General features: G+C 59.4%; 23 protein-coding genes. 15 read left to right on the top strand and 8 right to left on the bottom strand.

Features of this window, described 5'->3' with window-relative positions; all coding sequences use genetic code 11:
* Window positions 1–17: 17 nt before the first annotated feature.
* Complete coding sequence (ahcY, locus tag HTT03_RS16855; RefSeq protein WP_174860943.1) at window positions 18–1,409, bottom strand: adenosylhomocysteinase; 1,392 nt, start codon at window positions 1,407–1,409, stop codon at window positions 18–20.
* Between the two features lie 86 nt (window positions 1,410–1,495).
* Window positions 1,496–1,798, bottom strand: coding sequence for an S-adenosyl-L-homocysteine hydrolase (locus HTT03_RS16850; protein ID WP_217482848.1), 303 nt, complete (start codon window positions 1,796–1,798; stop codon window positions 1,496–1,498).
* Between the two features lie 77 nt (window positions 1,799–1,875).
* Here HTT03_RS16850 and HTT03_RS16845 point away from each other — a divergent pair, with 77 nt between their 5' ends.
* Window positions 1,876–2,472 carry an HD domain-containing protein gene (locus HTT03_RS16845; RefSeq protein WP_174860942.1) on the top strand — a complete coding sequence of 199 codons (597 nt, stop codon included), beginning with the start codon at window positions 1,876–1,878 and terminating at the stop codon, window positions 2,470–2,472.
* Window positions 2,469–2,948, top strand: a complete 480-nt coding sequence (locus tag HTT03_RS16840; RefSeq protein ID WP_174860941.1) for a GNAT family N-acetyltransferase — start codon at window positions 2,469–2,471, stop codon at window positions 2,946–2,948. The genes HTT03_RS16845 and HTT03_RS16840 overlap by 4 nt, the downstream gene beginning before the upstream one ends.
* Here HTT03_RS16840 and HTT03_RS16835 read toward each other — a convergent pair.
* On the bottom strand, window positions 2,945–3,493 hold the full coding sequence (locus HTT03_RS16835) for an ActR/PrrA/RegA family redox response regulator transcription factor (protein WP_174860940.1): 549 nt from the start codon (window positions 3,491–3,493) through the stop codon (window positions 2,945–2,947). The two genes, HTT03_RS16840 and HTT03_RS16835, sit on opposite strands and share 4 nt — an antisense overlap.
* A 51-nt stretch (window positions 3,494–3,544) precedes the next feature.
* Entirely contained in the window at window positions 3,545–4,156 is a 612-nt protein-coding gene (locus tag HTT03_RS16830) for an SCO family protein (protein ID WP_174860939.1), read from the bottom strand.
* A gap of 99 nt (window positions 4,157–4,255) precedes the next feature.
* On the opposite strand from HTT03_RS16830, the gene regB reads away from it, so the two are divergent.
* From regB to trxA, 8 genes are all read left to right on the top strand, one after another.
* On the top strand, window positions 4,256–5,647 hold the full coding sequence (gene regB, locus HTT03_RS16825) for a sensor histidine kinase RegB (RefSeq protein ID WP_174860938.1): 1,392 nt from the start codon (window positions 4,256–4,258) through the stop codon (window positions 5,645–5,647).
* 90 nt (window positions 5,648–5,737) lie between these two features.
* Window positions 5,738–7,264, top strand: coding sequence for a PAS-domain containing protein (locus tag HTT03_RS16820; RefSeq protein WP_174860937.1), 1,527 nt, complete (start codon window positions 5,738–5,740; stop codon window positions 7,262–7,264).
* Between the two features lie 57 nt (window positions 7,265–7,321).
* Window positions 7,322–7,798: a tRNA (adenosine(37)-N6)-threonylcarbamoyltransferase complex ATPase subunit type 1 TsaE gene (gene tsaE, locus HTT03_RS16815; RefSeq protein ID WP_174860936.1), complete on the top strand. Its 477-nt coding sequence runs from the start codon at window positions 7,322–7,324 to the stop codon at window positions 7,796–7,798.
* Window positions 7,795–8,802: an aminoglycoside phosphotransferase family protein gene (locus tag HTT03_RS16810; protein ID WP_174860935.1), complete on the top strand. Its 1,008-nt coding sequence runs from the start codon at window positions 7,795–7,797 to the stop codon at window positions 8,800–8,802. The genes tsaE and HTT03_RS16810 overlap by 4 nt, the downstream gene beginning before the upstream one ends.
* A complete protein-coding gene (locus tag HTT03_RS16805) occupies window positions 8,778–9,470 on the top strand; it encodes a nucleotidyltransferase family protein (protein ID WP_174860934.1) in 693 nt (230 codons plus the stop codon). The genes HTT03_RS16810 and HTT03_RS16805 overlap by 25 nt, the downstream gene beginning before the upstream one ends.
* Window positions 9,463–12,420: a double-strand break repair protein AddB gene (addB, locus tag HTT03_RS16800; protein ID WP_174860933.1), complete on the top strand. Its 2,958-nt coding sequence runs from the start codon at window positions 9,463–9,465 to the stop codon at window positions 12,418–12,420. Before HTT03_RS16805 ends, addB begins: the two co-directional genes overlap by 8 nt.
* Complete coding sequence (gene addA / locus HTT03_RS16795) at window positions 12,417–15,791, top strand: double-strand break repair helicase AddA (protein ID WP_174860932.1); 3,375 nt, start codon at window positions 12,417–12,419, stop codon at window positions 15,789–15,791. The genes addB and addA overlap by 4 nt, the downstream gene beginning before the upstream one ends.
* Before the next feature lie 36 nt (window positions 15,792–15,827).
* Entirely contained in the window at window positions 15,828–16,148 is a 321-nt protein-coding gene (trxA, locus tag HTT03_RS16790) for a thioredoxin (protein ID WP_174860931.1), read from the top strand.
* Between the two features lie 127 nt (window positions 16,149–16,275).
* Here the strand turns inward: trxA and HTT03_RS16785 are convergent, their stop codons facing one another.
* Window positions 16,276–16,539: a hypothetical protein gene (locus HTT03_RS16785; RefSeq protein WP_174860930.1), complete on the bottom strand. Its 264-nt coding sequence runs from the start codon at window positions 16,537–16,539 to the stop codon at window positions 16,276–16,278.
* Window positions 16,540–16,566: 27 nt separating this feature from the next.
* On the opposite strand from HTT03_RS16785, the gene hslV reads away from it, so the two are divergent.
* From hslV to HTT03_RS16770, 3 genes are read left to right on the top strand one after another with little or no spacing between them, the layout of a single operon-like run.
* Window positions 16,567–17,127, top strand: coding sequence for an ATP-dependent protease subunit HslV (hslV, locus tag HTT03_RS16780; protein ID WP_174860929.1), 561 nt, complete (start codon window positions 16,567–16,569; stop codon window positions 17,125–17,127).
* On the top strand, window positions 17,124–18,431 hold the full coding sequence (gene hslU, locus HTT03_RS16775) for an ATP-dependent protease ATPase subunit HslU (RefSeq protein WP_174860928.1): 1,308 nt from the start codon (window positions 17,124–17,126) through the stop codon (window positions 18,429–18,431). The genes hslV and hslU overlap by 4 nt, the downstream gene beginning before the upstream one ends.
* 37 nt (window positions 18,432–18,468) lie before the next feature.
* Window positions 18,469–19,686, top strand: coding sequence for an MFS transporter (locus tag HTT03_RS16770; protein ID WP_174860927.1), 1,218 nt, complete (start codon window positions 18,469–18,471; stop codon window positions 19,684–19,686).
* Here the strand turns inward: HTT03_RS16770 and HTT03_RS16765 are convergent.
* Genes HTT03_RS16765 through HTT03_RS16755 form a run of 3 tightly spaced genes read right to left on the bottom strand, consistent with a single transcriptional unit; the run spans window position 19,683 to window position 21,960 of the window.
* Window positions 19,683–20,267 carry a Smr/MutS family protein gene (locus HTT03_RS16765; RefSeq protein ID WP_174860926.1) on the bottom strand — a complete coding sequence of 195 codons (585 nt, stop codon included), beginning with the start codon at window positions 20,265–20,267 and terminating at the stop codon, window positions 19,683–19,685. The genes HTT03_RS16770 and HTT03_RS16765 overlap by 4 nt on opposite strands.
* On the bottom strand, window positions 20,264–21,256 hold the full coding sequence (gene mltA / locus HTT03_RS16760; protein WP_174860925.1) for a murein transglycosylase A: 993 nt from the start codon (window positions 21,254–21,256) through the stop codon (window positions 20,264–20,266). Before mltA ends, HTT03_RS16765 begins: the two co-directional genes overlap by 4 nt.
* 41 nt (window positions 21,257–21,297) lie before the next feature.
* Window positions 21,298–21,960, bottom strand: coding sequence for a Tim44/TimA family putative adaptor protein (locus tag HTT03_RS16755; protein ID WP_174860924.1), 663 nt, complete (start codon window positions 21,958–21,960; stop codon window positions 21,298–21,300).
* Window positions 21,961–22,064: 104 nt separating this feature from the next.
* Between HTT03_RS16755 and HTT03_RS16750 the strand changes: the two genes are divergently transcribed.
* Together HTT03_RS16750 and secB are read left to right on the top strand one after the other, a co-directional pair.
* The gene (locus tag HTT03_RS16750; protein WP_174860923.1) at window positions 22,065–22,562 is read left to right on the top strand and encodes an FxsA family protein; all 498 of its coding nucleotides are present in this window, start codon (window positions 22,065–22,067) and stop codon (window positions 22,560–22,562) included.
* 65 nt (window positions 22,563–22,627) lie between these two features.
* Window positions 22,628–23,110 carry a protein-export chaperone SecB gene (secB, locus tag HTT03_RS16745; protein WP_174860922.1) on the top strand — a complete coding sequence of 161 codons (483 nt, stop codon included), beginning with the start codon at window positions 22,628–22,630 and terminating at the stop codon, window positions 23,108–23,110.
* The last annotated feature ends 3 nt before the right edge of the window (window positions 23,111–23,113 follow it).

Genomic DNA, 23,113 nt, shown 5'->3' with positions numbered 1-23,113 from the left:
GCAGGGAACCGCTGATATTAGTAGCGGTAATGCTCCGGCTTGAACGGACCATCAGGCGACACGCCGATATATGCGGCCTGCTCTGGGTCCAACTTGGACAATTTCACGCCGATCCGGTCGAGATGCAGACGCGCAACCTTTTCGTCCAGATGTTTCGGCAGGATGTAAACGTCGTTGCCGTATTTATCGGTGTTTTCCCACAGTTCGATCTGCGCCAGCACTTGGTTGGTAAAGGACGCCGACATCACGAAAGACGGATGCCCGGTCGCATTGCCAAGGTTCAGCAAACGGCCCTCAGAGAGCAGGATCAGCCGATTGCCATTCGGCATCTCGATCATGTCCACCTGCTCTTTGATATTGGTCCATTTGTGATTTCTTAGACTGGCAACCTGAATTTCATTGTCGAAATGGCCGATGTTGCCAACGATCGCCATGTCCTTCATCTCGCGCATGTGCTCGATGCGGATCACGTCTTTGTTGCCCGTGGTGGTGATAAAGATGTCGGCCGTGCTGACGACATCCTCCAACAGCACGACTTCAAAACCGTCCATTGCAGCCTGCAAGGCACAGATGGGATCAACCTCTGTGACCTTGACCCGCGCACCAGCACCGCGCAGCGACGCGGCGGAACCCTTGCCCACATCGCCATAACCCATCACGACCGCGACCTTGCCGGCCATCATCGTGTCCGTGGCGCGGCGGATGCCGTCGACAAGGCTTTCTTTGCAGCCGTATTTATTGTCGAACTTCGACTTTGTGACAGAGTCGTTCACATTGATCGCGGGGAAGGGCAATTGGCCCTGTTTCACGAGATCATAGAGACGGTGCACGCCGGTGGTGGTTTCTTCGGACACGCCTTTGATCTGATCGCGCATCTTAGTGAACCAGCCGGGGCTTTCGGCCATGCGTTTCTTGATCTGAGCAAAGATCGCCTCTTCTTCTTCGGACTTAGGCACGGCGATCAGCTCATCTTCACCGTTTTCCACTCGCGCGCCCAAGAGGATATAGAGCGTCGCATCGCCGCCATCGTCGAGGATCAGGTTCGGGCCATCGGGGAACATAAAGGATTTGTCGAGGTAATCCCAATGCTCAACCAGCGACTGACCTTTAATCGCGAAAACCGGAACGCCCGCTTCGGCAATGGCAGCCGCAGCGTGGTCTTGGGTCGAGAAGATGTTGCAAGACGCCCAACGCACATCAGCGCCGAGTGCCACGAGCGTCTCAATCAACACGGCGGTTTGGATGGTCATGTGCAGCGAGCCAACGATCCGCGCGCCCTTCAGCGGTTTGCTGTCGCCGTATTCTTCACGCAGCGCCATCAGGCCGGGCATTTCAGTTTCAGCGATGTCCAGCTCTTTACGCCCGTAGGCCGCCAGATTGATATCCTTAACAATATAGTCGTGGGCCATGCGGCGCTCCTGTCTAGAGGTGTTGGAGGTCGCCTAGCATCTCAGCGATCAGTTCTCAATCTATATGGACGGTTGGCCTTGCTCGCTTAGTCCAGCAAGGCGGCCAATTGCTTATTGTCGGTAACGCCTTCCATCCAGTTTTTGCCCTGTGCCAAAACACAGGCGTTTCCGTCCGCCATGGATCTCACCAATGTCCAAGTCCCGGTTTGCTCGGATGCCCACAACTGGCTGTTGTCTTTCGCCTGACCGGGGACGGGCGCTTCGCCGTACCAGTCGATCAGCGCGGATTTCATCTCATGTTGCGGCATGCAGACTTCTTCTGCTTGGGCGATACCGGCAAAGCTGCCAAATGTAACTGCAAGTATCAGACCGGAAAAAACGGGTTTCATGATTATCTCCTTCGTGGGATGAACAGAAATACAGGGGAATGGTTCCCAAAGGATTGCCAAGAGAAGGACCGCAGGCGATGGCCCAAAAACCCCGCGCATGGCAACGTATGCTCTCTGGCCGCAGGCTTGATTTGCTAGACCCAACCCCGGTGGATGTTGAGATTGAGGACATCGCCCACGGTTTGGCCTTTGTCGCGCGTTGGAATGGGCAGACCCGGGGGGACTATGCTTATTCCGTGGCCGAACATTCGCTTTTGGTAGAGACGATTTTCACCCGCATCGCGCCGCGCGCCCCGGCAAAGTGGCGTTTGGCTGCTCTGCTGCATGACGCGCCGGAATATGTGATTGGCGATATGATCTCGCCGGTCAAAACGGCTGTTGGTCCTAATTACCGCGCCTTGGATGAGCGTCTGACCACCGCCGTCCATCTGCGGTTCGGACTGCCTGCCAATCTGCCAGTGCGCGTCAAACAGCAGATCAAAAAGGCCGATCGTGTCAGCGCGTGGATGGAGGCAAGCCAGATCGCGGGCTTTTCCGAAGCCGAGGCTACCCGTTTCTTTGGCCGCCCCGACACCGCGTTGATGGACGGGCTGAACATCCTGCTGCGCCCCCCTGTCGAAGTGCGGAACGAATTCACTGGGCGCTTTGAAGCGCTGCTGCGCGAGATAGCATGATCCATATCCGCCGCGCCGGAGCGTTGGATACACGTGCGTTAGCGCAACTTCTGAACGCGATTATCGCTAAGGGCGGCACCACCGCTATGGTCACCCCAGTCACCCCTCGCGAGTTGCAAAGCTGGATGGCCGCACCGGACAGCGCCTGGCATCTGGCCGAAGACGAGCACGGTACGGTCAAAGGATTTCAGTATATCGAGCCGCATCCCGACTTGCCCGAAGACGGCGTTGATATAGCGACTTTTGTGCGGCTGGGAGAGACAGGTTTGGGGATCGGCTCTGCACTGTTTGAGCGGACGAAGGAAGCAGCCCGAGACCTTGGGTACAGGCATATCCACGCCATTATACGCGCAGATAATGCCGGCGGGCTGGCCTATTACCAAAGCCGAGGGTTCGAAGATTTTAAACGTCTGCCCAACAGCGAATTGGCCAATGGCAGCTGCGTCGATAAAATCTGGAAACGCTACGAGCTTTAGCGCGGCGAGCGTTTGGCCAAAATCCGCTGCAATGTCCGACGGTGCATGTTCAACCGTCGCGCGGTTTCTGAGACATTGCGGTCACACAACTCGTAAACCCGCTGGATATGCTCCCACCGCACACGGTCTGCGCTCATTGGGTTTTCCGGCGGTTCTGGCAAATCGCCCCCTGTGGCCAGTAGCGCATTCACGATGTCATTGGCGTCGGCGGGTTTTGAGAGGTAGTCCGTGGCCCCCGATTTCACCGCTGCCACCGCCGTCGCAATCGCGCCATAGCCTGTCAGCACCACCACCCGCGTATCAGCACGCCGTTCACGCAGCACTTCGACGACATCAAGACCATTGCCATCTTGAAGCCGCAGGTCCACCACGGCAAAGGCCGGGGGCCGCGCGGTGGCTATCGCTTTGCCCGCCGACACCGACCCTGCGGTCTCAACTTCAAAACCGCGTTTTTCCATTGCTTTGGCAAGGCGGCGCAAAAACGGCTCGTCATCATCCACAAGCAGCAGCGTGCGGTCTGGACCAAGGTCAGAAATATCCGGCATCAACGTCCCCTCTCGCGCTTAATATGGTGCGACACAAGCCCGTGGTCAATTTTACCGTTGGTCGAGGAAGCAGCCAATTTTGTCTGCCATCTCCTCGGGCCGAACTTCGCGGCGGAAGAAATCGACCACGCCTTCGCCGGGCATCACCAGATAGCTAAAGGTGGAATGATCAACAAGGTATTCGCCATCCTGCGGCGGATGCGCTTTGTAATAGGTGCGGTAAGCTTGGCTCGCGGCCTTCACTTGCTCAGGCGAGCCGGTCAGGCCCACCATCCGTGGGTGCATGGCTTCGGCAAACTCGCCCACGACCTTTGGCGTATCCCGCGCAGGGTCCACAGTGATGAAAACCGGGGTGATGCTCTGGCCACGCTCTTCCAAGATTTCCGTCGCCGCGGCGTTACGGTCCACGTCCAGCGGGCAGACGTCGGGGCAGAAGGTATAGCCGAAATACACCAAAGCAGGCTCTTTGATGACATCTGTATCAGTCACGGTCTCGCCGGCGCTGTTCACCAACTCAAACGGCCCGCCGATATCCCCGCCCGCCACTTGGCTTGAGCGGCAGGAGGCATAGGCGTCGTCCTCCCCCTGCAGGACCATAAAGGCCGTGCCTGCGAGAAATACTGCTGCTACGCCAACAGCGCCAAATGCGACCATCCGTTTCATGTCAGCCTCCTGCGCCAATGGGCGCTCTTGATCGTGTTTCGCGGCAGACCTACGCTAGATTGCAGGCGATGCAAGACGCAAAGACGTGAAGGGGTAAAGATGACGCAGCCAGACATACGACCCCTAAGCGGACGTACCCGCGCCAGTTGGATCAGACTGCGCACGATGATCTTGCTGCGCTGGTTCGCTATCATGGGGCAGTTGGCCGCTGTAACCATCGCGCAATGGATGTTCGGGCTGCAACTGGCGTTCGGGCTTTGTTACCTCGTGATCGGGGCGTCGGTGGTAGGCAACCTCGTAGCCGGGTTTGTCTTTCCGCAGAACAAACGTCTGACTGAAAAAGAGAACCTCGCCATGGTGCTCTTTGATCTGCTGCAGCTCACGGCACTCTTGGGGCTGACCGGCGGGCTGCACAATCCCTTCGCCTTGCTGCTGCTGGCACCGGTGACGATCTCTGCCACGGCGCTTAGTCTGCGCTCCACATTGGTGCTTGGCGCGACGGCGATCGTTGCTGCTTCTGTGCTTGCGCTGTGGCATCTGCCGCTGGTCACGGAATCGGGCGACGCGCTTGAATTGCCGCGTATCTTTGTCTTTGGCCAATGGATCGCGCTTTTGATCGCGATTGTTTTCACCAGCGCATATTCCCGCCGCATCACATCCGAAGTGCATTCGATGGCCGACGCGCTTTCTGCAACACAAATGGTATTGGCGCGAGAGCAGAAACTGTCAGACCTCAGCGGCGTGGTCGCCGCCGCTGCGCATGAACTCGGCACGCCTTTGGCCACCATCAAACTGGCCAGCACTGAGTTGCTGGGCGAGTTGGAAGACCGCCCTGACCTCGCTGACGACGCCGCGCTGATCAGCGATCAGGCGGATCGTTGCAGAGACATCCTGCGCGATATGGGCCGCTCGCGAAAAGACGATCCACATATGCAACGCGCGCCCCTTACTGCGGTGATAAAAGAGGCCGCCGAGCCGCATTTGTGCCGGGGCAAATCGGTTATATTCTCGGACAACCCGATGCTTGTCGGCCATGGCCGCCCGCCTACAATCCCGCGCCGACCGGAAATTATCTATGGGCTTCGCAACCTTGTCCAAAACGCTGTGGATTTCGCGGAAACCACCGTTTGGATTGAGACCGAATGGACAGCAGATAACATTTCGGTTCGGATTATCGACGATGGGCCGGGGTTTCCGCCGCAAGATTTGGGGCGCATTGGCGATCCCTTTTTGCGTCGTCGCAGCAGCCCGTCCGACGCGTCTGCCCGCCCTGCCTATGAAGGCATGGGGCTAGGGTTGTTCATCGCAAAAACCTTTCTTGAGCGTGGCGGCGGGCGGCTGCGTTTTGCCAATGGGTCAGACAGCGGTTGGCTGCGCGGGCTGCCCCCGGCGGGCAGTGGCGCGGTGGTAGAAGTTGTCTGGCCGCGACGGTTGCTTGATCTTGGCGCTGAGGATGCGATGGCTTCAGAAAACCAGCCGCAAACTGCTTGATAAAAAAGGGCCACCTTTGGCGCGTTAACCATTTGTTAACTTATTGGCGGCAGCATAGGGCGGGTGCATTTGCCGAAAGGATCTTCCGAAATGGCATTGCAAGACGTCTTCATACTGCTAATCACGATCTGCTGTAGTGCTGCGGCGGCGCTTTGGTTGCTCCGCATACCTACTTCAGCCACCCCGATGCTCGCCCAAGACGACGGTAGCATGAGTCTGCTGTTTGAGGACGGTCATCTGCTACATGGCTCAGACATGGCGCTGACCCGCTTCGCCCTCGCGCCCGGCCATCATGAGTGGGAGGATATTCGCGGCGCGTTGCTGCCGCGTTTCCCTGATTTCCCCACGCTGCCACGTGCAGGTCATCCCGGCAGCCTGACCCTGCGGGCCGAAGATGGCGACAGTCCGGGCGAAGTGCGGATCAGCTGGCGCGATGCGCTTTGCTGGTTGCACATGCCGATTGCGCGAACCCGCCCTGATGTTGCGCGGGAGGCGGATGAACAGTTTGCCGCCCTGCGCCGCGCCAGCGACTGCAGCCCCAACCCGGCTTGGCAAACCAACGTCAGTGGTCAAATCATCTGGCATAACCGCGCCTATGCAACACTCAAACGCAGTGCGCAGCACAGCCCAAACGCAAGCGGCGCCGCGCTGTTTAGCACGCCGGAGCCGGAGCACCCTAACCGCGTCTGCTTGCAAGGCGACAGGCAAGAGCGGCCAAATTGGTATGCCCTGACCACCACATCGATCGACGGGGTTCAGATATATCATGCCACCTGTATCGATGCTGTGGTTGCGGCAGAGGACGCGCAGCGCAACTTTGTGCAAACCCTCGCCAAGACCTTTGCACATCTCTCAATCGGTCTCGCAATTTTTGACCGCAATGGTCAGTTGGCTCTGTTCAATCCCGCCCTCGTTGATCTGACCGCCCTGCCCGCGCCCTTTCTCAGCGCACGCCCGACAATGGTGTCCTTTTTCGACCAGCTCCGCGAAAATCGTCATATGCCGGAGCCTAAGAACTACCTGAACTGGCGGCAGGAAATAGCGGAGGTGATCGCGGCAGCAACCGATGGGCGCTATCAGGAGACTTGGACCCTCGAGACTGGCCAGACCTATAGCGTCATGGGACGCCCTCATCCGGATGGGGCCACTGCGTTTCTGATCGAAGACATCACCGCCGAAGTGACCTTGACCAGAAATTTCCGCGCGGAGTTGGAGGTGAGCCAGAGCTTGCTGGACAAGTTAGAAGACAGTTTCGCCGTCTTTTCCGCCGCTGGCGTGCTGACTTTTAGCAATGCAGCCTACCGTGAGCTTTGGCAACAAGACCCGGAAAACAGCTTTGCGGCTATCACCATATCGGACGCGATTGATGTCTGGCGCAAAAATTCAGCGCCCAACCCGCACTGGACCGAGATTGCCGAATTTGTTTCAGGGCGGGGGGACCGTGGCGGCTGGAGCATGACAGTTCATCCTCAGAACAGCACGCCGCTGCGCTGCGAAATCTCAGCAATCGCTTCGGGTGCCACCTTGGTGCGGTTTCGCGTGATGTCTGATGCTAATGCGCATCGCGGAGCGTCAGGATTACGCAACGAAACAGATCAACGCCAACCCTCCGAGTGACAGGGAAGACGACCGCTTTGATCTTGCGGCTGCTCATGGGAACGCTAAGCATGGGGCATGGCCGCCGAAACCCTATCTGTTACGCTCACCAGTCCCGAAGACACCGCCAATCGCGCCCGCGCATTGGCCGATTTACTTCGGCCGGGCGATGTAATTTTACTCTCCGGCGATGTCGGTGCTGGCAAGACACATTTCGCCCGCTCCTTGATCCAAAATCTTTTGGCCGAGCCCGAAGACATTCCCTCCCCGACCTTCACCCTCGTCCAAACCTATGAGGGACAAACTAGCGCGATCTGGCACGCGGATCTGTACCGCCTGACATCGACACATGAGATCGAAGAACTTGGTCTTGTGGACGCTTTCCATGACGCGATCTGTCTTGTTGAATGGCCGGACCGTCTGGGGCCACTTACGCCGGCGCAGGCGCTGCATATTGATCTCTCACCCGGACCCGATGACCAAAGCCGTCAACTTGTGGCACAGTGGGAAGGGGCCGAATGGGGGGATAGATTGAAGGCGTGGCGGATCGCATGACCCAACGTAGCCACCTCATTCAAAGCTTCCTTCAAGACGCAGGCTGGGCGGATGCCTCCCGCAAAGTATTGGCCGGAGATGCGTCAAACCGGCGCTATGATCGGCTGCATCGGGCGGATGGACAGAGCGCCATTTTAATGGATGCGCCCCCGGAACGAGGTGAAGACGTGCGCCCGTTCCTTGCGGTCGCGGCTCATCTCACATCGATTGGCCTAAGTGCGCCAGCCATCTACCATGCCGATCCCGAGCAGGGACTGCTTTTGCTTGAAGACCTTGGCGATGATCTTTTCGCCCGCCTGATGGCCGACGACCCCACGCGGGAGGCGCCATTGTACCGCGCGGCAGTTGATGTGTTGGTTCACCTCCACCGTGCCTCCGCCCCCGATCTGCCGCGCTGCGATGCGCAATGGCTTACGGATATGGCCGTTCCGGCGTTTGAGTTCTACGCGCCCGATGGAAAACAGCAGTACGCGGCTTTTGCCGCTGCATTCCATCCGCTGGCGCAGGTGTTAGACCCGGTTTCGAACGTGGTGATCCTGCGCGACTATCATGCCGAGAACCTGTTGTGGCTGCCGGATCGTCAGGGCGTGGCCCGTGTCGGTTTGCTCGACTTCCAAGACGCGCTTGTGGGGCATCCGGCCTATGACCTCGTCTCTATCTTGCAAGATGCCCGCCGCGATGTGTCGCCTGCGATCGAAGCGCATATGGTTGACTATTACCTGATGCAGACCGGCCAAGACGCGGAAAACTTTCGCAGCGCTTACGCTCTGCTCGGTGCGCAGCGAAATCTCCGTATCTTGGGCATTTTCGCCCGCCTGTGCCTGCGTGATGGAAAGGCACATTATGTCGATCTGATCCCGCGGGTCTGGAATTATCTGCAACATAATCTGCGCCACCCCGCGCTGGCCCCGGTGGCACGCAGCATCGATGGTGTCCTGCCTTGCCCGACCCCCGAATTTCTGGAGCATCTGAAGAGCCAATGCGCGACCAACCCGACGCCATAATGATGTTCGCGGCCGGTTTCGGCACGCGTATGAAACATCTGACCCAGACCCAACCAAAGCCGATGGTGCCCTTGGCCGGCCGTCCGTTGATTGACCATGCGCTAAAGCTGGCGCAGGACATCGCGCCGCGCAAAATCGTCGCGAACCTGCACTACCTCCCCGAGCAGCTTGACGCGCATCTGCGGCCACTGGGTGTTGCGACGATCCTAGAGACGCCCGACATTTTGGATACCGGCGGCGGACTGCGCAATGCCTTGCCGCTGCTTGGGGGTGGGCCTGTATTCACCATGAACAGCGACGCAATCTGGGCCGGCCCAAACCCGCTAACACTGCTGCGTGACGCTTGGGAGCCAAACCGAATGGACGCGCTTTTGATGACCGTACCGTTGAGCCAAACTTTGGGTCATGAAGGCAAGGGCGATTTTGCGATTGGGCAGGATGGGCGGCTGACCCGCGGTCCGGGGAATGTTTATGGCGGTGTGCAAATCATCAAAACCGACCTGCTGACGGAGATCGACGCAGATCGTTTTTCGCTTAACATCTTGTGGGACATAATGCTGCAACGCGAAGGGCTGTTCGGCCTACCTTACCCCGGACGCTGGTGCGACGTCGGTCATCCCGGCGGCATCGCCTTGGCCGAGAGCCTCTTGGCAGGTGCCGATGTTTGAGCCGCAAGACACGCCCCGCGTCTTTGGTCTTGCCCCCGGCGTCGACTTCCCACGCGGCTTGGTGCGGGGGCTTTGCGATCGGTTGGAGGACAGCCCGCCCGAAGCGATGGCCCGGGTTGAACTACTGGTGAACACCAACCGGATGGCGCGCCGCCTGCGCCATGATTTTGATACTGGCCCCGCGGGTTTCCTGCCGCGGATTCGGTTGATTACCGACCTTGACGCTCTGGCCCCCGGCATCGCGCTGCCCGCACCCACGCCGCCGTTGCAGCGGCGGCTGGAGTTGATCCAACTTGTTTCGCGTCTGCTCGATGCCGCACCCGACCTCGCACCACGCGCCTCGCTTTATGCCCTGTCAGACAGTCTTGCTGGGCTGATCGACGAAATGCAGGGCGAAGGTGTTTCGCCCGAGACCGTGGCCGGGCTGGATGTCGGCAACCTGTCGGCGCATTGGGAGCGCGCGCAGCGCTTCCTTGCCATCGCCCATGACTACCTTGGCCAAACCACCACGCGCCCTGATGCCGAGGCGCGGCGGCGGCAGTTGGTTGCGCGGATCATCGCCCGCTGGCAAGACAACCCGCCGCAACATCCGGTGATCCTTGCAGGGTCCACCGGCTCGCGTGGGACAACGGCGCTGCTGATGGAAGCCGTGGCCCGCCTGCCGCAGGGGGCGATCATTCTGCCGGGTTTCGACTTCGAGATGCCTACCGCCGTTTGGAACGAGCTGGATCAGGCGCTTCTGGCTGAAGATCACCCGCAATACCGGTTCCGCAAACTGATGAACATGCTTGATGTCCCACGGGGTGCTATCATGCCATGGTGCGAGATGCCTCCCGTATCTGCCGCGCGGAACAAGCTGCTGTCGTTGTCCCTGCGCCCTGCCCCGGTGACCCATGCGTGGCTCAACGAAGGGCCAAAACTGGAGGACCTTGAGGGCGCCACGGCTGATATTACGCTGATCGAAGCGCCAACGCCCCGGGTCGAAGCGCTCGCCATCGCGCTGCGTCTGCGCCAAGCTGCGGAGGACGGCGTAAAGGCGGCGCTGATTACGCCCGACCGGATGCTCACCCGTCAGGTGACCGCCGCGCTTGACCGGTGGAACATCCTGCCAGACGATAGCGCCGGGATGCCTTTGCAACTGTCGCCTCCGGGGCGGTTCCTGCGCCATGTTGCAGCGCTTTTCGTGCGCAAACTGGATGCCGAAGCGCTGCTGACCTTGTTGAAACACCCGCTGACCCATAGCGGCACTGGGCGGAACTTTCACCAGCTTTACACCCAGCGCCTTGAGGCCGAAATTCGCCGTCATGGCCTACCCTATCCAGACGCCGACGGACTTTCTGAAATAGCAGAGCGGGCGGCCAAACGTATGGAAGACCCTAGCGGCTTTCAGAACTGGATCACTTGGGTAAGCGAGACTTTTCCGGGCCATGACACCCCCGGCGAACGGCCCCTGCCCGATTGCGTGGCCGCACATTTGGCGCTGGCCGAGAAGATCGCTGCCGGGCAAACCGCCGATCCCGAACACCTGCTTTGGCAGCAGGGCGCGGGCATCGCGGCAGAGGGCGTCATGGCCAATCTGACCGAACATGCTGTGCATGGTGGCGCGATGAATCCGTCGGATTACGCCGATCTATTGGGCGCATTGCTGTCCCAAGAAGAGGTGCGTGAGGCCGATACGCCGCACCCTGACATTATGATCTGGGGCACGATGGAGGCGCGGGTTCAGGGCGCCGATCTGGTCATCCTTGGCGGCCTGAACGAAGGGACATGGCCCGAAGCACCACCACCCGACCCTTGGCTGAACCGTCAAATGCGCGAGAAAGCAGGGTTGCTGCTGCCTGAACGGCGCATCGGGCTTTCGGCGCATGATTATCAACAAGCCATCGCCAGCCCAGAGGTCTGGATCACCCGTGCCATCCGGTCGGACGAGGCAGAGATGGTCCCGTCGCGCTGGCTGAACCGACTGGGCAACCTGCTGGGCGGATTGGCCGAAACCGGCGGACCGGAAGCGTGGAAAGCCATGCAGCAACGCGGTGTGCGGTGGTTGGATCAGGTCCGCGCGCTAGAGGCGGTGGACCGCACCCCCCCGGCCACGCGTCCGTCCCCCCGCCCCCCGCGTGCGGCCCGCCCGCGCAAACTGTCCGTCACCGAGATCAAGACCCTGATCCGCGACCCCTATGCCATCTATGCCAAACACAGCCTGAAACTGCGCGCGATCAATCCTCTGGTACAATCACCCGACGCGCCGGTGCGCGGTATCGTGTTGCACCGGATTATGGAGAATTTCGTCAAGCTCGTGGCCCGCGATCCGGCGCGGCTGACCCGCGAAATCTTGATGGATGTTGCCGCGCAGGTGTTGGAAGAAGAAGCGCCTTGGCCCGCTGCCCGCGCCATGTGGCTAGCACGGATAGACCGGATCGCGGACTGGTTCATTTCCCGCGAACGCATCCGTGCGGCCTTCTCCAGCCCCGTCGCCTTTGAGCAAGGCGCGCGCGGCAGCCACACCTTCGCGGACCTTGGATTTACCCTCAGCGGTTTCGCAGATCGGATCGACCAGACCGACAACGGCGATGTGCTGATCTATGACTACAAAACCGGCACCCCGCCGGGCAAAAAGGAACAGCGGCTGTTTGACAAACAACTGCTGATCGAAGCGGCCATGGTCGAACGCGGCGGTTTCCCCGAAGTGGGGGTGGCCCATGTGGCCCATGCGGCTTTTATCGGGCTAGGCTCCAAACCTGTCGAAGTGGCCGCCCCATTGGATGAAGAAACCCCTCAGGAAGTATTGGCCGGGCTGCACGCGCTATTGTCGCGCTACCTTGACGAAGGCCAAGGCTTCACTGCCCGGCGCATGGTGCAGACAGATGCTTTCGCAGGAAACTACGACCAACTGGCCCGTTTCGGGGAATGGGATGGCACCACGGCGGTCAAGCCGGAGGATCTGGAATGATGCGTGATTTCAACGATGCCACCCGCGCCCAAATCGACGCTGCGCGGCCCGATGCCTCCACATGGCTGACCGCGAATGCAGGCTCTGGCAAGACCCGCGTGCTGACCGACCGCGTGGCGCGGCTGCTCTTGGATGACGTCGAGCCGCAGCATATCCTGTGCCTGACCTACACCAAAGCCGCCGCGTCTGAGATGCAGAACCGCCTGTTCAAACGTCTCGGCGAATGGGCGATGTTGAAAGACGATGCCCTGCGCAATGCCTTGGCCGATCTTGGCGTCGCGGGTGAGTTGGCGCCTGAACAACTACGTAATGCGCGCACCCTCTTTGCCCGCGCGATTGAAACGCCGGGCGGGCTAAAAATTCAGACCATCCACTCTTTCTGTGCCGCCTTGTTGCGCCGTTTCCCGCTAGAGGCACAGGTCAGCCCGCAGTTCACCGAAATCGAAGACCGCGCGGCTGATCTGCTACGGGCCGAGATTATTGATGAAATGGCCGAAAACGAAGACGCGCCGCTCGTCGCGGACCTTGCGCGGCACTATACCGGCGAGGATTTCGCCAGCCTCACCCGCAGCATAGTTGGCCAGCGCGATGCCTTTGCCGAGACCCGCTCGTGGCCCGAAATACTGGCGCTTTTTGACCAACCCGCAGACCTGACGGAGGACAAGATCGCCGGGTCGGTGTTTCTGGGCAGCGAAGCGGCAATGATGGCGGAGATCATTCCACATTTGCTCGCTAAAGGCGGAAATGACGGGAAGGCCGGGGCGGCCTTGCAAGAGATTGAGAGCTACGATCTCTCGGCTCTGCCAATGCTCGAAAAAATCTTGCTCACCGGCAGCGGTGCCAAGGCCCCCTATACCGCCAAAATCGGCAGTTTCCCGACCAAGCCGACGCAAAAGGTCATTGCCGAACAGATGCCCCAGCTCGAACAGCTGATGCAACGTGTCGAAGACGCGCGCGCTGCGCGGCTGGCGCTAAAGGCGGCGCGCAAATCCTATGTATTGCACCGGTTCGCCAGCCGTTTCCTTGATCGCTATGCGAATGAAAAGCAAAAGCGCGGCTGGCTCGACTTCGACGATCTGATCCTGAAAGCCCGCGCTTTGTTAACCGACAAAGCCGTAGCGGCATGGGTGCTGTACCGGATCGATGGTGGCATCGATCACATCCTTGTGGACGAAGCCCAAGACACCTCGCCCCGACAATGGGACGTGATTGAGCGGCTGACGGACGAATTTTACAGCGGTGCGGGCGCTCGGAATGACGTGGACCGCACCCTGTTCGTTGTCGGTGACAAGAAACAGTCGATCTATTCCTTTCAAGGCGCGGACCCTGAAGAGTTGGACCGCAAAGGCGTGACCTTTGAACAAAAAATCGGTGAGGCCGGCCAGTTCTTCCAGCGTCGCAGCCTAGCCTATTCCTTCCGTTCTTCTTCGGCCATTTTGCAAGCGGTTGATGGCGTTTTTGACCCCGATATCCAGAGCGGTTTCGCAAATGACGAAGGCCATAAAGCCTTCAAAGACCTTTTGCCGGGGCGCGTTGATCTTTGGCCGTTTATCGAAAAAGCGGGCCCTGATGAGGAAGGTGACTGGACCGACCCTGTTGACCGCCGCAGTGCGCGCCATCACACGGTGCAATTGGCAGAACGTATCGCGCGGCGCATCAAAGAGCTGACCACAGAGCCCCATTACCTTCCCGACGATAGCCAAGGCACCCTCGCCCGGCGGCGGATTCAGCCGGGCGATTTTCTGATCCTTGTCCAACGTCGCTCGGCCCTGTTTTCCGAGATCATCCGCGCTTGTAAGGCGGCAGAATTGCCCATTGCTGGGGCCGACCGCCTGAAGGTCGGCGCGGAACTGGCAGTACGAGATCTGGCGGCGATCCTGTCCTTCTTGGCGACGCCTGACGATGATTTATCACTCGCCACCGCGCTGAAATCGCCGCTTTTTGGCTGGTCTGAGCAGGATCTTTTTACCGTTGCGCATTACCGCAAAGAGGATCACCTTTGGCAAGCGCTGCGCAAGCTGACCGAGCAACATGCCCCGACCCTTGCCGTGCTGCGCGACCTGCGGGCGCAGGTAGATTATCTGCGGCCCTATGACCTGATTGAACGTATTCTGACGCGGCACGATGGTCGACGTAAACTGCTCGCGCGGTTGGGGCCGGAAGCCGAAGACGGGATCAACGCGATGCTGAGCCAAGCGCTTGCCTATGAGCGCGGCTCGGTGCCAAGTCTGACCGGTTTCCTGCAGTGGATGCAGACCGATGATCTGGAGATCAAACGTCAAATCGACAGCGCGTCGAACCAGATCAGAGTGATGACGGTGCATGGCGCCAAAGGGCTGGAAGCGCCTATTGTGATCCTACCCGACACCGGGCGGCGCGATGTGAATGTCAAAGACGACATTATCACCCTTAACGGCACGCCACTGTGGAAGGCCGCCGCGGAGGACATGCCAGAGCCCATGCGCGTCCGGCTGGATGAAATGAAAGGGGCGGAACTGCAAGAACGTTTGCGCCTGCTTTACGTCGCCATGACCCGCGCCGAAAAATGGCTGATCGTGGCTGCTGCGGGTGAGTTATCGAAAGACGGCTCCTCTTGGTATCAGATCACCGAAGCGGCCCTGACACGATTGCAGGCAGAACAGCTGTCAGAGGATGGCACGCTGCGGTATCAGCAAGGGGATTGGGACGCGCTTGAGGTGGTAGAAACCCTTCCTGAAACCGTCACAATGCCTGTATTAGACCCTGTTTTTATCCGCGCAGCGCCCGCACCAAAAAGTGAGATTAAAACCCTGTCCCCCTCTGATCTGGGGGGTGCCAAAGCACTGGCGGGCGAAGCGGGGTTCGATATGGAAACGGCGTTAAGCTACGGCACTTTGGTGCATGAACTGCTCGAACATCTTCCGCTGATGAACGCTGACGCACGGGATATTTTCCTCAACCGGCTGCGGCGTCACCATGCCGACGACGTCATTCAACGCGCACAGGATGAGGCTGGAGCCGTGCTCAACACGCCCGCCCTCGCCGCGCTTTTTGACGAGACGACATTTGCCGAAGTGCCTGTTACCGGCAGTCTGGGCGATCAGCGGTTGCACGGCACCATCGACCGTCTGGTAATCGCCGAGGATCATATCCTCGCCGTGGATTTCAAGACCAACCGCGTGGTGCCGACCAGCCCCGAGGCCTGCCCAGATGGGTTGCTGCGTCAGATGGGGGCCTACGCGCATATGCTGCAGCAAATCTACCCCGACCGGCGGATCGAAACGGCGATCCTGTGGACGGCCAAAGCTGATCTAATGGTGCTTCCCAACGATATCGTGACAAAGTCACTCCATGCCCTGCCATATCTTGACGCCACCGCCCCGCGTTCTTAGGTTCAGGCCTTAACCAATTCCTGTCAGGAGAGCATCATGGCAACCGTCGCAGTCACCGACGACACTTTCGACGCCGAAGTCAAAAATTCGGACATTCCGGTTCTGGTCGATTTCTGGGCCGAATGGTGTGGCCCGTGCAAACAGATCGGCCCATCGCTCGAAGAGCTTTCGGATGAAATGAGCGGTCGCGTGAAGATCGTCAAAGTCAACGTCGACGAAAACCCGAACTCGCCTGCTCAGGTCGGCGTGCGCGGCATCCCGGCGCTGTTCATCTTCAAAGACGGTCAGGTCATTTCGAACCTCGCCGGTGCGCGCCCGAAAGCGGCACTTCAAAGCTGGATCGAAGAATCCATCTGATATCAGCGCTTTGCGTGATATGAGTTTGAAGAACGGGCGCCTTTTTGGGGCGCCCTTTTTTGATCTGCCTAGCCAAAGCGCCGAAGCCTTAGTGCGACCTGCGCCACGGCCCCCCGGGCGTCCAGCGTTAATGCCGTCTTCCCTGAACCAAAAAGATCGGCGGTCCTGCCTGCGACGCTGCGCCTAAGCGGCCTGCAAGATCGGACAGGTCTGCTTTCACCTCGATATGGCGGACATCAATCTCGCCATAACGCAGCGCCGTTTCCGCGTGCAGAGGTGGGTTGAGGATAGAGTTCAACAACAGTTGGGTACTCGCATCGATGGCCGGTAACGCGATGGCCCCCTGTCCGCGAGCGCCGCTGCCCTTGTCCCGCATGACCATGGGGGCCATATAGAGCGCCAAGCGACAGGAGGCCCCATGGCACAGAACGACGATTTCCCCGGTTGGCACGGGACCACGATCATTGGCATCAAAAAAGGCGGCGAAGTGGTGATTGCCGGTGACGGACAGGTCAGCCTTGGCCAGACCGTGATCAAAGGCACCGCGCGGAAGGTGCGCAAGCTCAGCCCCGGCGGCTATGATGTGGTGGCGGGCTTTGCTGGCTCTACCGCTGATGCATTTACACTACTGGAACGGCTTGAGGCCAAGCTGGAAGCGACACCGGGGCAGTTGGCCCGCGCAAGCGTGGAGCTGGCCAAGGATTGGCGCACCGATAAGTACCTGCAAAAGCTCGAAGCGATGCTGATCGTCACGGATGGTAAGGACCTGCTCGTTATCACCGGTGCAGGCGATGTGCTGGAGCCGGAGCATGAAGTCGCCGCGATTGGCTCCGGCGGGAACTACGCCCTTGCCGCTGCACGTGGCATGATGGAAAGCGACCGCGACGCCGAGACCATCGCCCGCGATGCGATGGCGATTGCCGCCGACATCTGCGTCTATACCAACGGCAACCTCACCGTGGAGAAAATCACCGCATGACTGACCTAACCCCCCGCGAGATCGTCTCTGAGTTGGACCGCTATATTATCGGCCAGAAAGACGCCAAACGTGCCGTTGCCGTGGCCCTGCGCAACCGTTGGCGGCGCAAGCAACTGGCAGACGATCTACGCGATGAAGTGTACCCAAAGAACATCCTGATGATCGGCCCCACAGGCGTGGGTAAAACTGAGATCAGCCGCCGCTTGGCCAAACTGGCCCGTGCGCCTTTTATCAAGGTTGAAGCGACCAAGTTTACCGAAGTCGGCTATGTTGGGCGTGACGTTGAACAAATTGTGCGTGATCTGCTCGACAGTTCCATCGCCATGACCCGCGAGTTTATGCGCGAAGATGTGAAGGCAAAGGCCGAGCAAGCCGCCGAAGAGCGCGTGATTGATGCCATCGCCGGGACTGATGCGCGTGATGGCACCCGCGAAATGTTCCGCAAAAAGCTACGCGCCGGTGAGTTGGACGACACGATGATCGAGCTTGAGGTCGCCGACACTTCCAGCCCCTTCCCGATGATGGACATTCCGGGCCAGCCCGGCGGCAGCATGGGGATGATGAACCTTGGCGATATCTTTGGCAAAGCCATGGGCGGTCGCACGACTAAAAAACGCATGGCCGTGGCCGATAGTTATGACGTGCTGCTCGGCGAAGAGGCTGACAAACTGCTCGACGAAGAAGCCGTGAACCGCGCCGCGATTGATGCGGTGGAACAGAACGGCATCGTCTTCCTTGATGAGATCGACAAGGTCTGCGCCCGCTCTGATGCGCGCGGCGGTGATGTTTCACGTGAAGGCGTGCAGCGCGATCTTCTGCCGCTGATCGAAGGCACGGTGGTCTCGACCAAATACGGTCCGGTGAAGACCGATCATATCCTCTTCATCGCGTCCGGTGCCTTCCACATCGCGAAACCGTCGGACCTGCTGCCCGAGTTGCAAGGCCGCCTGCCGATCCGTGTCGAACTTCGGGCGCTCACCGAAGAGGATTTCGTTCGCATCCTGACCGAAACCGACAACGCGCTGACACGGCAGTACACCGCGCTGATGGGCACCGAAGAGTTGACCGTCACCTTCACCGATGACGGCATCGCGGCGTTGGCCAAGATCGCGGCAGATGTGAACACCTCGGTCGAAAACATTGGTGCGCGGCGGCTCTATACCGTGATGGAACGGGTGTTTGAGGAGGTCTCCTTCGACGCGCCGGATCGGTCCGGGCAGGAAATCACCGTTGATGCGGATTTTGTTGAGGCGAACTTGGGCGAATTGACCCGGTCGACCGATCTTAGCCGCTACGTTCTTTAGGGCTTTCCATTTCTCCATGCCCCGGCGATGAAGGGGCATGGAGTACCTTTTATTTCTGCGGCGTAACTGGCTGTTTCTATTGGCCGGTTTCCTGCTGACCTTCACCTCGTCCTATGGGCAAACCTATTTCATCTCGCTCTTTGCGGGCGCGATAAAGGGCGACTTTGGCCTGAGCGATGGGCAATGGGGTGGCATCTATACCATCGGCACCACTTTGTCGGCGCTGACGATGGTCTGGGCCGGGGTGCTGACGGATCGCTTTCGCGTACGGGTGTTGGCCTTTGGCGTGATGGTGACGCTCGCGGGCGCGTGCATTGCGATGGCAGCGGTGCCGAACTGGATCGCGTTGATCTTTGTGATCTACGCGCTGCGGCTGACCGGGCAGGGGATGATGTCTCAGCTTGGACAGGTCGCGATGGTTCGCTGGTTTGAGGCGTCGCGGGGCAAGGCACTGTCGCTGTCATCAATGGGGTTTGCGGCGGGGCAAGCCTTCCTCCCGGTAATCTTCGTCGCACTTTTCGCCAGCTTTCACTGGCGCAGCCTGTGGGTCTTGGCGGCGGTGCTGGTGCTGCTGACTATTCCGGTGATCCTTGTGCTGCTACGGCAAGAGCGCACGCCGCAGTCCATGGCCGAACAAGCACAGCGGGCGGGGATGCAGGGGCGGCATTGGACGCGCAAAGAGATGTTCGGTTCCGGCCTGTTCTGGATGATGATCCCCTTTGCTGTCGGGCCTGCGGCCTGGGGCACCGCATTGTTCTTTCATCAAGTGCATTTGGTTGAGATGAAAGGCTGGGAACTGGTCGAATTCGTCGCGCTGATGCCCATTTATACGCTATCTGCTGTCGCTTGCACCTTTCTGTCTGGCTGGGCGATAGACCGTTTTGGGGTGAGCCGCGTGGTGCCGGTACAGATGCTTCCTTTTGCCGTTGCCTTTGTCGTGCTGGCCTATGCGGACACGCTTTGGATGGCAGGCGTCGGGCTGATCATCTTTGGTGCGGGGCAGGGCATGCAGTCCACCGCGCCGGCGGCATTCTGGGCGGAGTATTACGGAACGCGGCATGTGGGCGCGATCAAAGCTGTTGCGGCAGCCTTGATGGTCTTTGGTTCTGCGATCGGGCCGGGAGTGACGGGGCTGTTTATCGATCTAGGCGTTGATTTCCCAGATCAGATGTTGCCGATTGCACTTTACTATCTCGTGGCAGCAGCTTTGGCAGGCTGGGCGATCCACCGCTATAGACCCAAACTGCCAACCTAACGGTTGCGGCGCAGATAGACATAATAGGCACCGCCGCCGCCGTGGCTGACGTGGGCCTGCGTGACCTGAAGCACGACGGAATTTATCGGCGGCATCGACAACCATTGCGGCACCTGATGGCGCAGCACCCCGTCACGCACCGGGATTGGCCCGCCGTCGTCGCGGCGCTTGCCCTTGCCGGTGATGACCAAAACCAGCCGTTTGCCGCGCCGATGCGCGTCTAAGATGAAGCCTTGCAGTGCCGGATGGGCGCGGTCCAGCGTCATCCCATGCAGGTCAATGCGCCCCTCCGGGCGTAGCTTGCCACGCTTGAGTTTGCCGAAGGCTTTGTAATCCATCTGAACCGGCGCCGATTTCATCTGTTCGGCGAGGGCAGGGCGCAGATCATGGGCGTGTTTTTTGACCGGCGGCTGCGGTTTACTGCCCTGCACAGCCAGCTTGGCCCGCCGCACTTGGGGCGGGGCAGGCGGGGGCGCATCAATTTCAGGGGTAAAGAGCGTTTTGAGATCGAGTTTCTCGGTCCGCTCCGCCACCTTACGCCAGAGCGCCAGATCATCGTCGTTTAAACGTCGCCGTTTCATATAGCACTTTCAGGCAGATAAGCGTAAGCGCGTTGGATCGGCATCAGGACCAGCATCCGCCCCGGATCGCGCAGGCGGCCCGCTTCACGGCCTGCTTTGTCTCCGGTTCCGAAAAATACATCGGCGCGCTGTGCACCTTTAATGGCCGAGCCAGTGTCCTGCGCGATCATCAGGCGGCGCAGCGGCTCTTTGCCATCTTTCTCAAGCCAGATGGGCGCGCCGAGCGGCACGTGCGACGGGTCGACCGCGACACTGCGCATGGCGGTGATTGAGCGGTTCATGGCCCCGAGCGGCCCTTTGTCTGCCGGCACGCGGCTCACCTCGCGAAAGAAGACGTAAGACGGGTTATGATACAGTAACTCGCGTCCATCCTCCGGATTGCGACGCACCCAATTCTTGATCACATCGGCGCTGACCTGATGCGCCTCATAGACCCCACGCCGCACCAGTTCGACCCCGACGGAGCGGTAATCATGCCCATTTGCCCCACGATAGCCCACGCGCAGATAGCTGCCATCAGGCAGGCGGATGCGGCCAGAACCTTGAATTTGAAGAAAAAACAATTCCACCGGATCATCGACCCAAGCAATCTCCAACCCCCGGTCGCGCATGACATCTCCGTCGAGGATTTCACGCCGCGTCAACCAGGGACGGACCTCTTCGGCCTCTGGGGGCATCGCGTAGATCGGATATTGAAAGCGGGCTGAAGGATAAAGATCTCCGTCCAACTCGGGCTCAAAATAGCCGGTAAAAAGCGGGTCTTTCCCATCTTCCATCAGTACCGGGCGGAAGAACAGTTCGAAAAACTGGCGGGGGTCCGGCCCATCTTTGGCCAGTTTGCACAGGGCCCGCCAATCGACATCTTTCATGTCGCCGCAGGTGCTGGTGAAGACCTCGAACGCGGCGGCGTGGTCGTCCTCGGCCCAGCCGTCCAGATCGGCAAAATCCAAGACTTCATAATGCACTTCTGCATTAGCTGGCAGAGTCATGCCACCCCCTGCCAGCAGAGCCAAAGCGCCAAGCGCATGGATTACCCGTCTGTGGAAACCAACAGCCAATTTGGATCATCCGAGCCCATGATGCGGGCAAAAACCCAAGTGTCTTTTTGGCGCTTGATCTCAGTGCTGCTGCCTTCGACAACCTCCCCTTCGCGGTTGCGTACTTCCGAAGTCAACTCTCCCACAAAGCGGATGGTCATCTCTGCTTCCTTGGTGGTCTCGTCCAGACGGGCGTCGACCAGCTCCATCTCACGCACGCCGATGAAATTGGCATCGATGGTCAAACCCTGATCTTCACGGGCGGCCACGCCATCGACAAAGCTCTCGTAGACATCTTCTGCAAGGAACGGTTGGATTTCTTTTAGATCGCCGCGCTCATAGCCCATGACGATCATCTCATAGGCACCACGCGCACCTTGCAGAAAATCGCTGACGCCAAAGGATGGCTCAAGCCGTTTCATCTCGGCCAATGCTTTGCCCGACGTGCTGTCGGCAGGCACATGATCTGTAATATCAAGATCCGGGCCACCTTCGATGACTTCAAAAGCCGGTCCGCCGCTGCGGGGCGCTGGCGACTGATCTGACACCGGAGGCTTCTCGAAACCTTCGCGGGTGCCGAGCACGTTTTTCAGGCGCAGGATCAGGAATACGGCGATACCGGCAAGCACCAGAAGCTGTATCAGGGGAGAATTCATCGAAACCTCATTCAGGGGTGGCATGGAAACATGCAGGTTAAGCTCTTATGTAGGTGTTCGACCGGGGCAAGTCCACTCTGCCCCCAGCGAAAGGACCCTGCCGCATGTGGCTATTGATCGCATTTATCGCCGTGCCTCTGATCGAGATCACGCTTTTCATCCAAGTTGGCGGGGCCATCGGCCTTGGCTGGACACTTGCCGTTGTGGTGCTGACGGCCATTCTGGGCACGTGGTTGGTGCGCTCTCAGGGGGCGATTGCGATGGGGCAGTTGCGCAGTTCCTTCTCTGACCTGCGCGACCCGACGGAGCCTTTGGTGCATGGAGCGATGATCCTGTTCTCCGGCGCATTATTGCTCACGCCGGGTTTCTTTACCGATGCGGTCGGCTTTGCCTTTCTGATTCCACGGTTTCGGGCCGCTGCCTATCGTGCGATTCGGGATCGTGTAAAGGTTCAGAGCTTTGGCACGCCGGGCGGGCAGGGTCCGCGCTCCGGCCCGCACCATCGGCATGATCCACGCGGCGACGTGATCGATGGTGATTTTCACGAAATCCCCGAACAGCCCCGCCAGACCAAGGGCCCATCCGGCTGGACAAAGGATTGAGCGACGCCAGTCAAACTGATAAGTCCGGCTGGATTTAAAGAATTAACCACAACAGGACACAGACCATGGCAGAAAACGAAACACCCCAAGTTCAGCAGCCTTCGATGCGCGTATTGGGCCAGTTCATCCGCGACATGTCGTTTGAAAACATCATGGCGCAAAAGGGCGCGCCTGCCGATGTGCAGCCAGACGTGCAGGTTCAGGTCAACCTTGATGCGAAAAAGCGCGGCGGTGACAATCAGTTCGAAACCGCGATCAAGCTGAACATCACTTCCAAGGCCAAAGAGGGCGATGCGACGCTTTTCTTGCTGGAAATCGATTACGTTGGCATCTTCCAAGTTGAAAACGTGCCGGAAGAGCAGATGCACCCCTATCTGCTGATCGAATGCCCGCGCATGATTTTCCCCTTCCTGCGCCGCATCGTGAGCGACGTGACCCGCGACGGTGGCTTCCCGCCGCTGAACCTCGAAAACATCGACTTCCTGTCGCTCTACCGCAACGAAGTTGCCCGCCGTCAGGCCGAAAACAAGCCTAAAGCCGACGCTTAAGCG

Origin of the sequence: Sulfitobacter maritimus (assembly GCF_013346665.1) — a bacterium.
GTDB lineage: Bacteria > Pseudomonadota > Alphaproteobacteria > Rhodobacterales > Rhodobacteraceae > Sulfitobacter > Sulfitobacter maritimus.
The sequence above is the reverse complement of the archived record's forward strand: the minus strand, read 5'-3'. Positions and strand labels throughout refer to the sequence as shown.

Coding starts and splice junctions, on each gene's coding strand:
- ahcY (WP_174860943.1), bottom strand. CDS start 1,409: ATGGCCCACGACTATATTGTTAAGGATATCAATCTGGCGGCCTACGGG.
- HTT03_RS16850 (WP_217482848.1), bottom strand. CDS start 1,798: ATGAAACCCGTTTTTTCCGGTCTGATACTTGCAGTTACATTTGGCAGC.
- HTT03_RS16845 (WP_174860942.1), top strand. CDS start 1,876: ATGGCCCAAAAACCCCGCGCATGGCAACGTATGCTCTCTGGCCGCAGG.
- HTT03_RS16840 (WP_174860941.1), top strand. CDS start 2,469: ATGATCCATATCCGCCGCGCCGGAGCGTTGGATACACGTGCGTTAGCG.
- HTT03_RS16835 (WP_174860940.1), bottom strand. CDS start 3,493: ATGCCGGATATTTCTGACCTTGGTCCAGACCGCACGCTGCTGCTTGTG.
- HTT03_RS16830 (WP_174860939.1), bottom strand. CDS start 4,156: ATGAAACGGATGGTCGCATTTGGCGCTGTTGGCGTAGCAGCAGTATTT.
- regB (WP_174860938.1), top strand. CDS start 4,256: ATGACGCAGCCAGACATACGACCCCTAAGCGGACGTACCCGCGCCAGT.
- HTT03_RS16820 (WP_174860937.1), top strand. CDS start 5,738: ATGGCATTGCAAGACGTCTTCATACTGCTAATCACGATCTGCTGTAGT.
- tsaE (WP_174860936.1), top strand. CDS start 7,322: ATGGCCGCCGAAACCCTATCTGTTACGCTCACCAGTCCCGAAGACACC.
- HTT03_RS16810 (WP_174860935.1), top strand. CDS start 7,795: ATGACCCAACGTAGCCACCTCATTCAAAGCTTCCTTCAAGACGCAGGC.
- HTT03_RS16805 (WP_174860934.1), top strand. CDS start 8,778: ATGCGCGACCAACCCGACGCCATAATGATGTTCGCGGCCGGTTTCGGC.
- addB (WP_174860933.1), top strand. CDS start 9,463: ATGTTTGAGCCGCAAGACACGCCCCGCGTCTTTGGTCTTGCCCCCGGC.
- addA (WP_174860932.1), top strand. CDS start 12,417: ATGATGCGTGATTTCAACGATGCCACCCGCGCCCAAATCGACGCTGCG.
- trxA (WP_174860931.1), top strand. CDS start 15,828: ATGGCAACCGTCGCAGTCACCGACGACACTTTCGACGCCGAAGTCAAA.
- HTT03_RS16785 (WP_174860930.1), bottom strand. CDS start 16,539: ATGGCCCCCATGGTCATGCGGGACAAGGGCAGCGGCGCTCGCGGACAG.
- hslV (WP_174860929.1), top strand. CDS start 16,567: ATGGCACAGAACGACGATTTCCCCGGTTGGCACGGGACCACGATCATT.
- hslU (WP_174860928.1), top strand. CDS start 17,124: ATGACTGACCTAACCCCCCGCGAGATCGTCTCTGAGTTGGACCGCTAT.
- HTT03_RS16770 (WP_174860927.1), top strand. CDS start 18,469: ATGGAGTACCTTTTATTTCTGCGGCGTAACTGGCTGTTTCTATTGGCC.
- HTT03_RS16765 (WP_174860926.1), bottom strand. CDS start 20,267: ATGAAACGGCGACGTTTAAACGACGATGATCTGGCGCTCTGGCGTAAG.
- mltA (WP_174860925.1), bottom strand. CDS start 21,256: ATGACTCTGCCAGCTAATGCAGAAGTGCATTATGAAGTCTTGGATTTT.
- HTT03_RS16755 (WP_174860924.1), bottom strand. CDS start 21,960: ATGAATTCTCCCCTGATACAGCTTCTGGTGCTTGCCGGTATCGCCGTA.
- HTT03_RS16750 (WP_174860923.1), top strand. CDS start 22,065: ATGTGGCTATTGATCGCATTTATCGCCGTGCCTCTGATCGAGATCACG.
- secB (WP_174860922.1), top strand. CDS start 22,628: ATGGCAGAAAACGAAACACCCCAAGTTCAGCAGCCTTCGATGCGCGTA.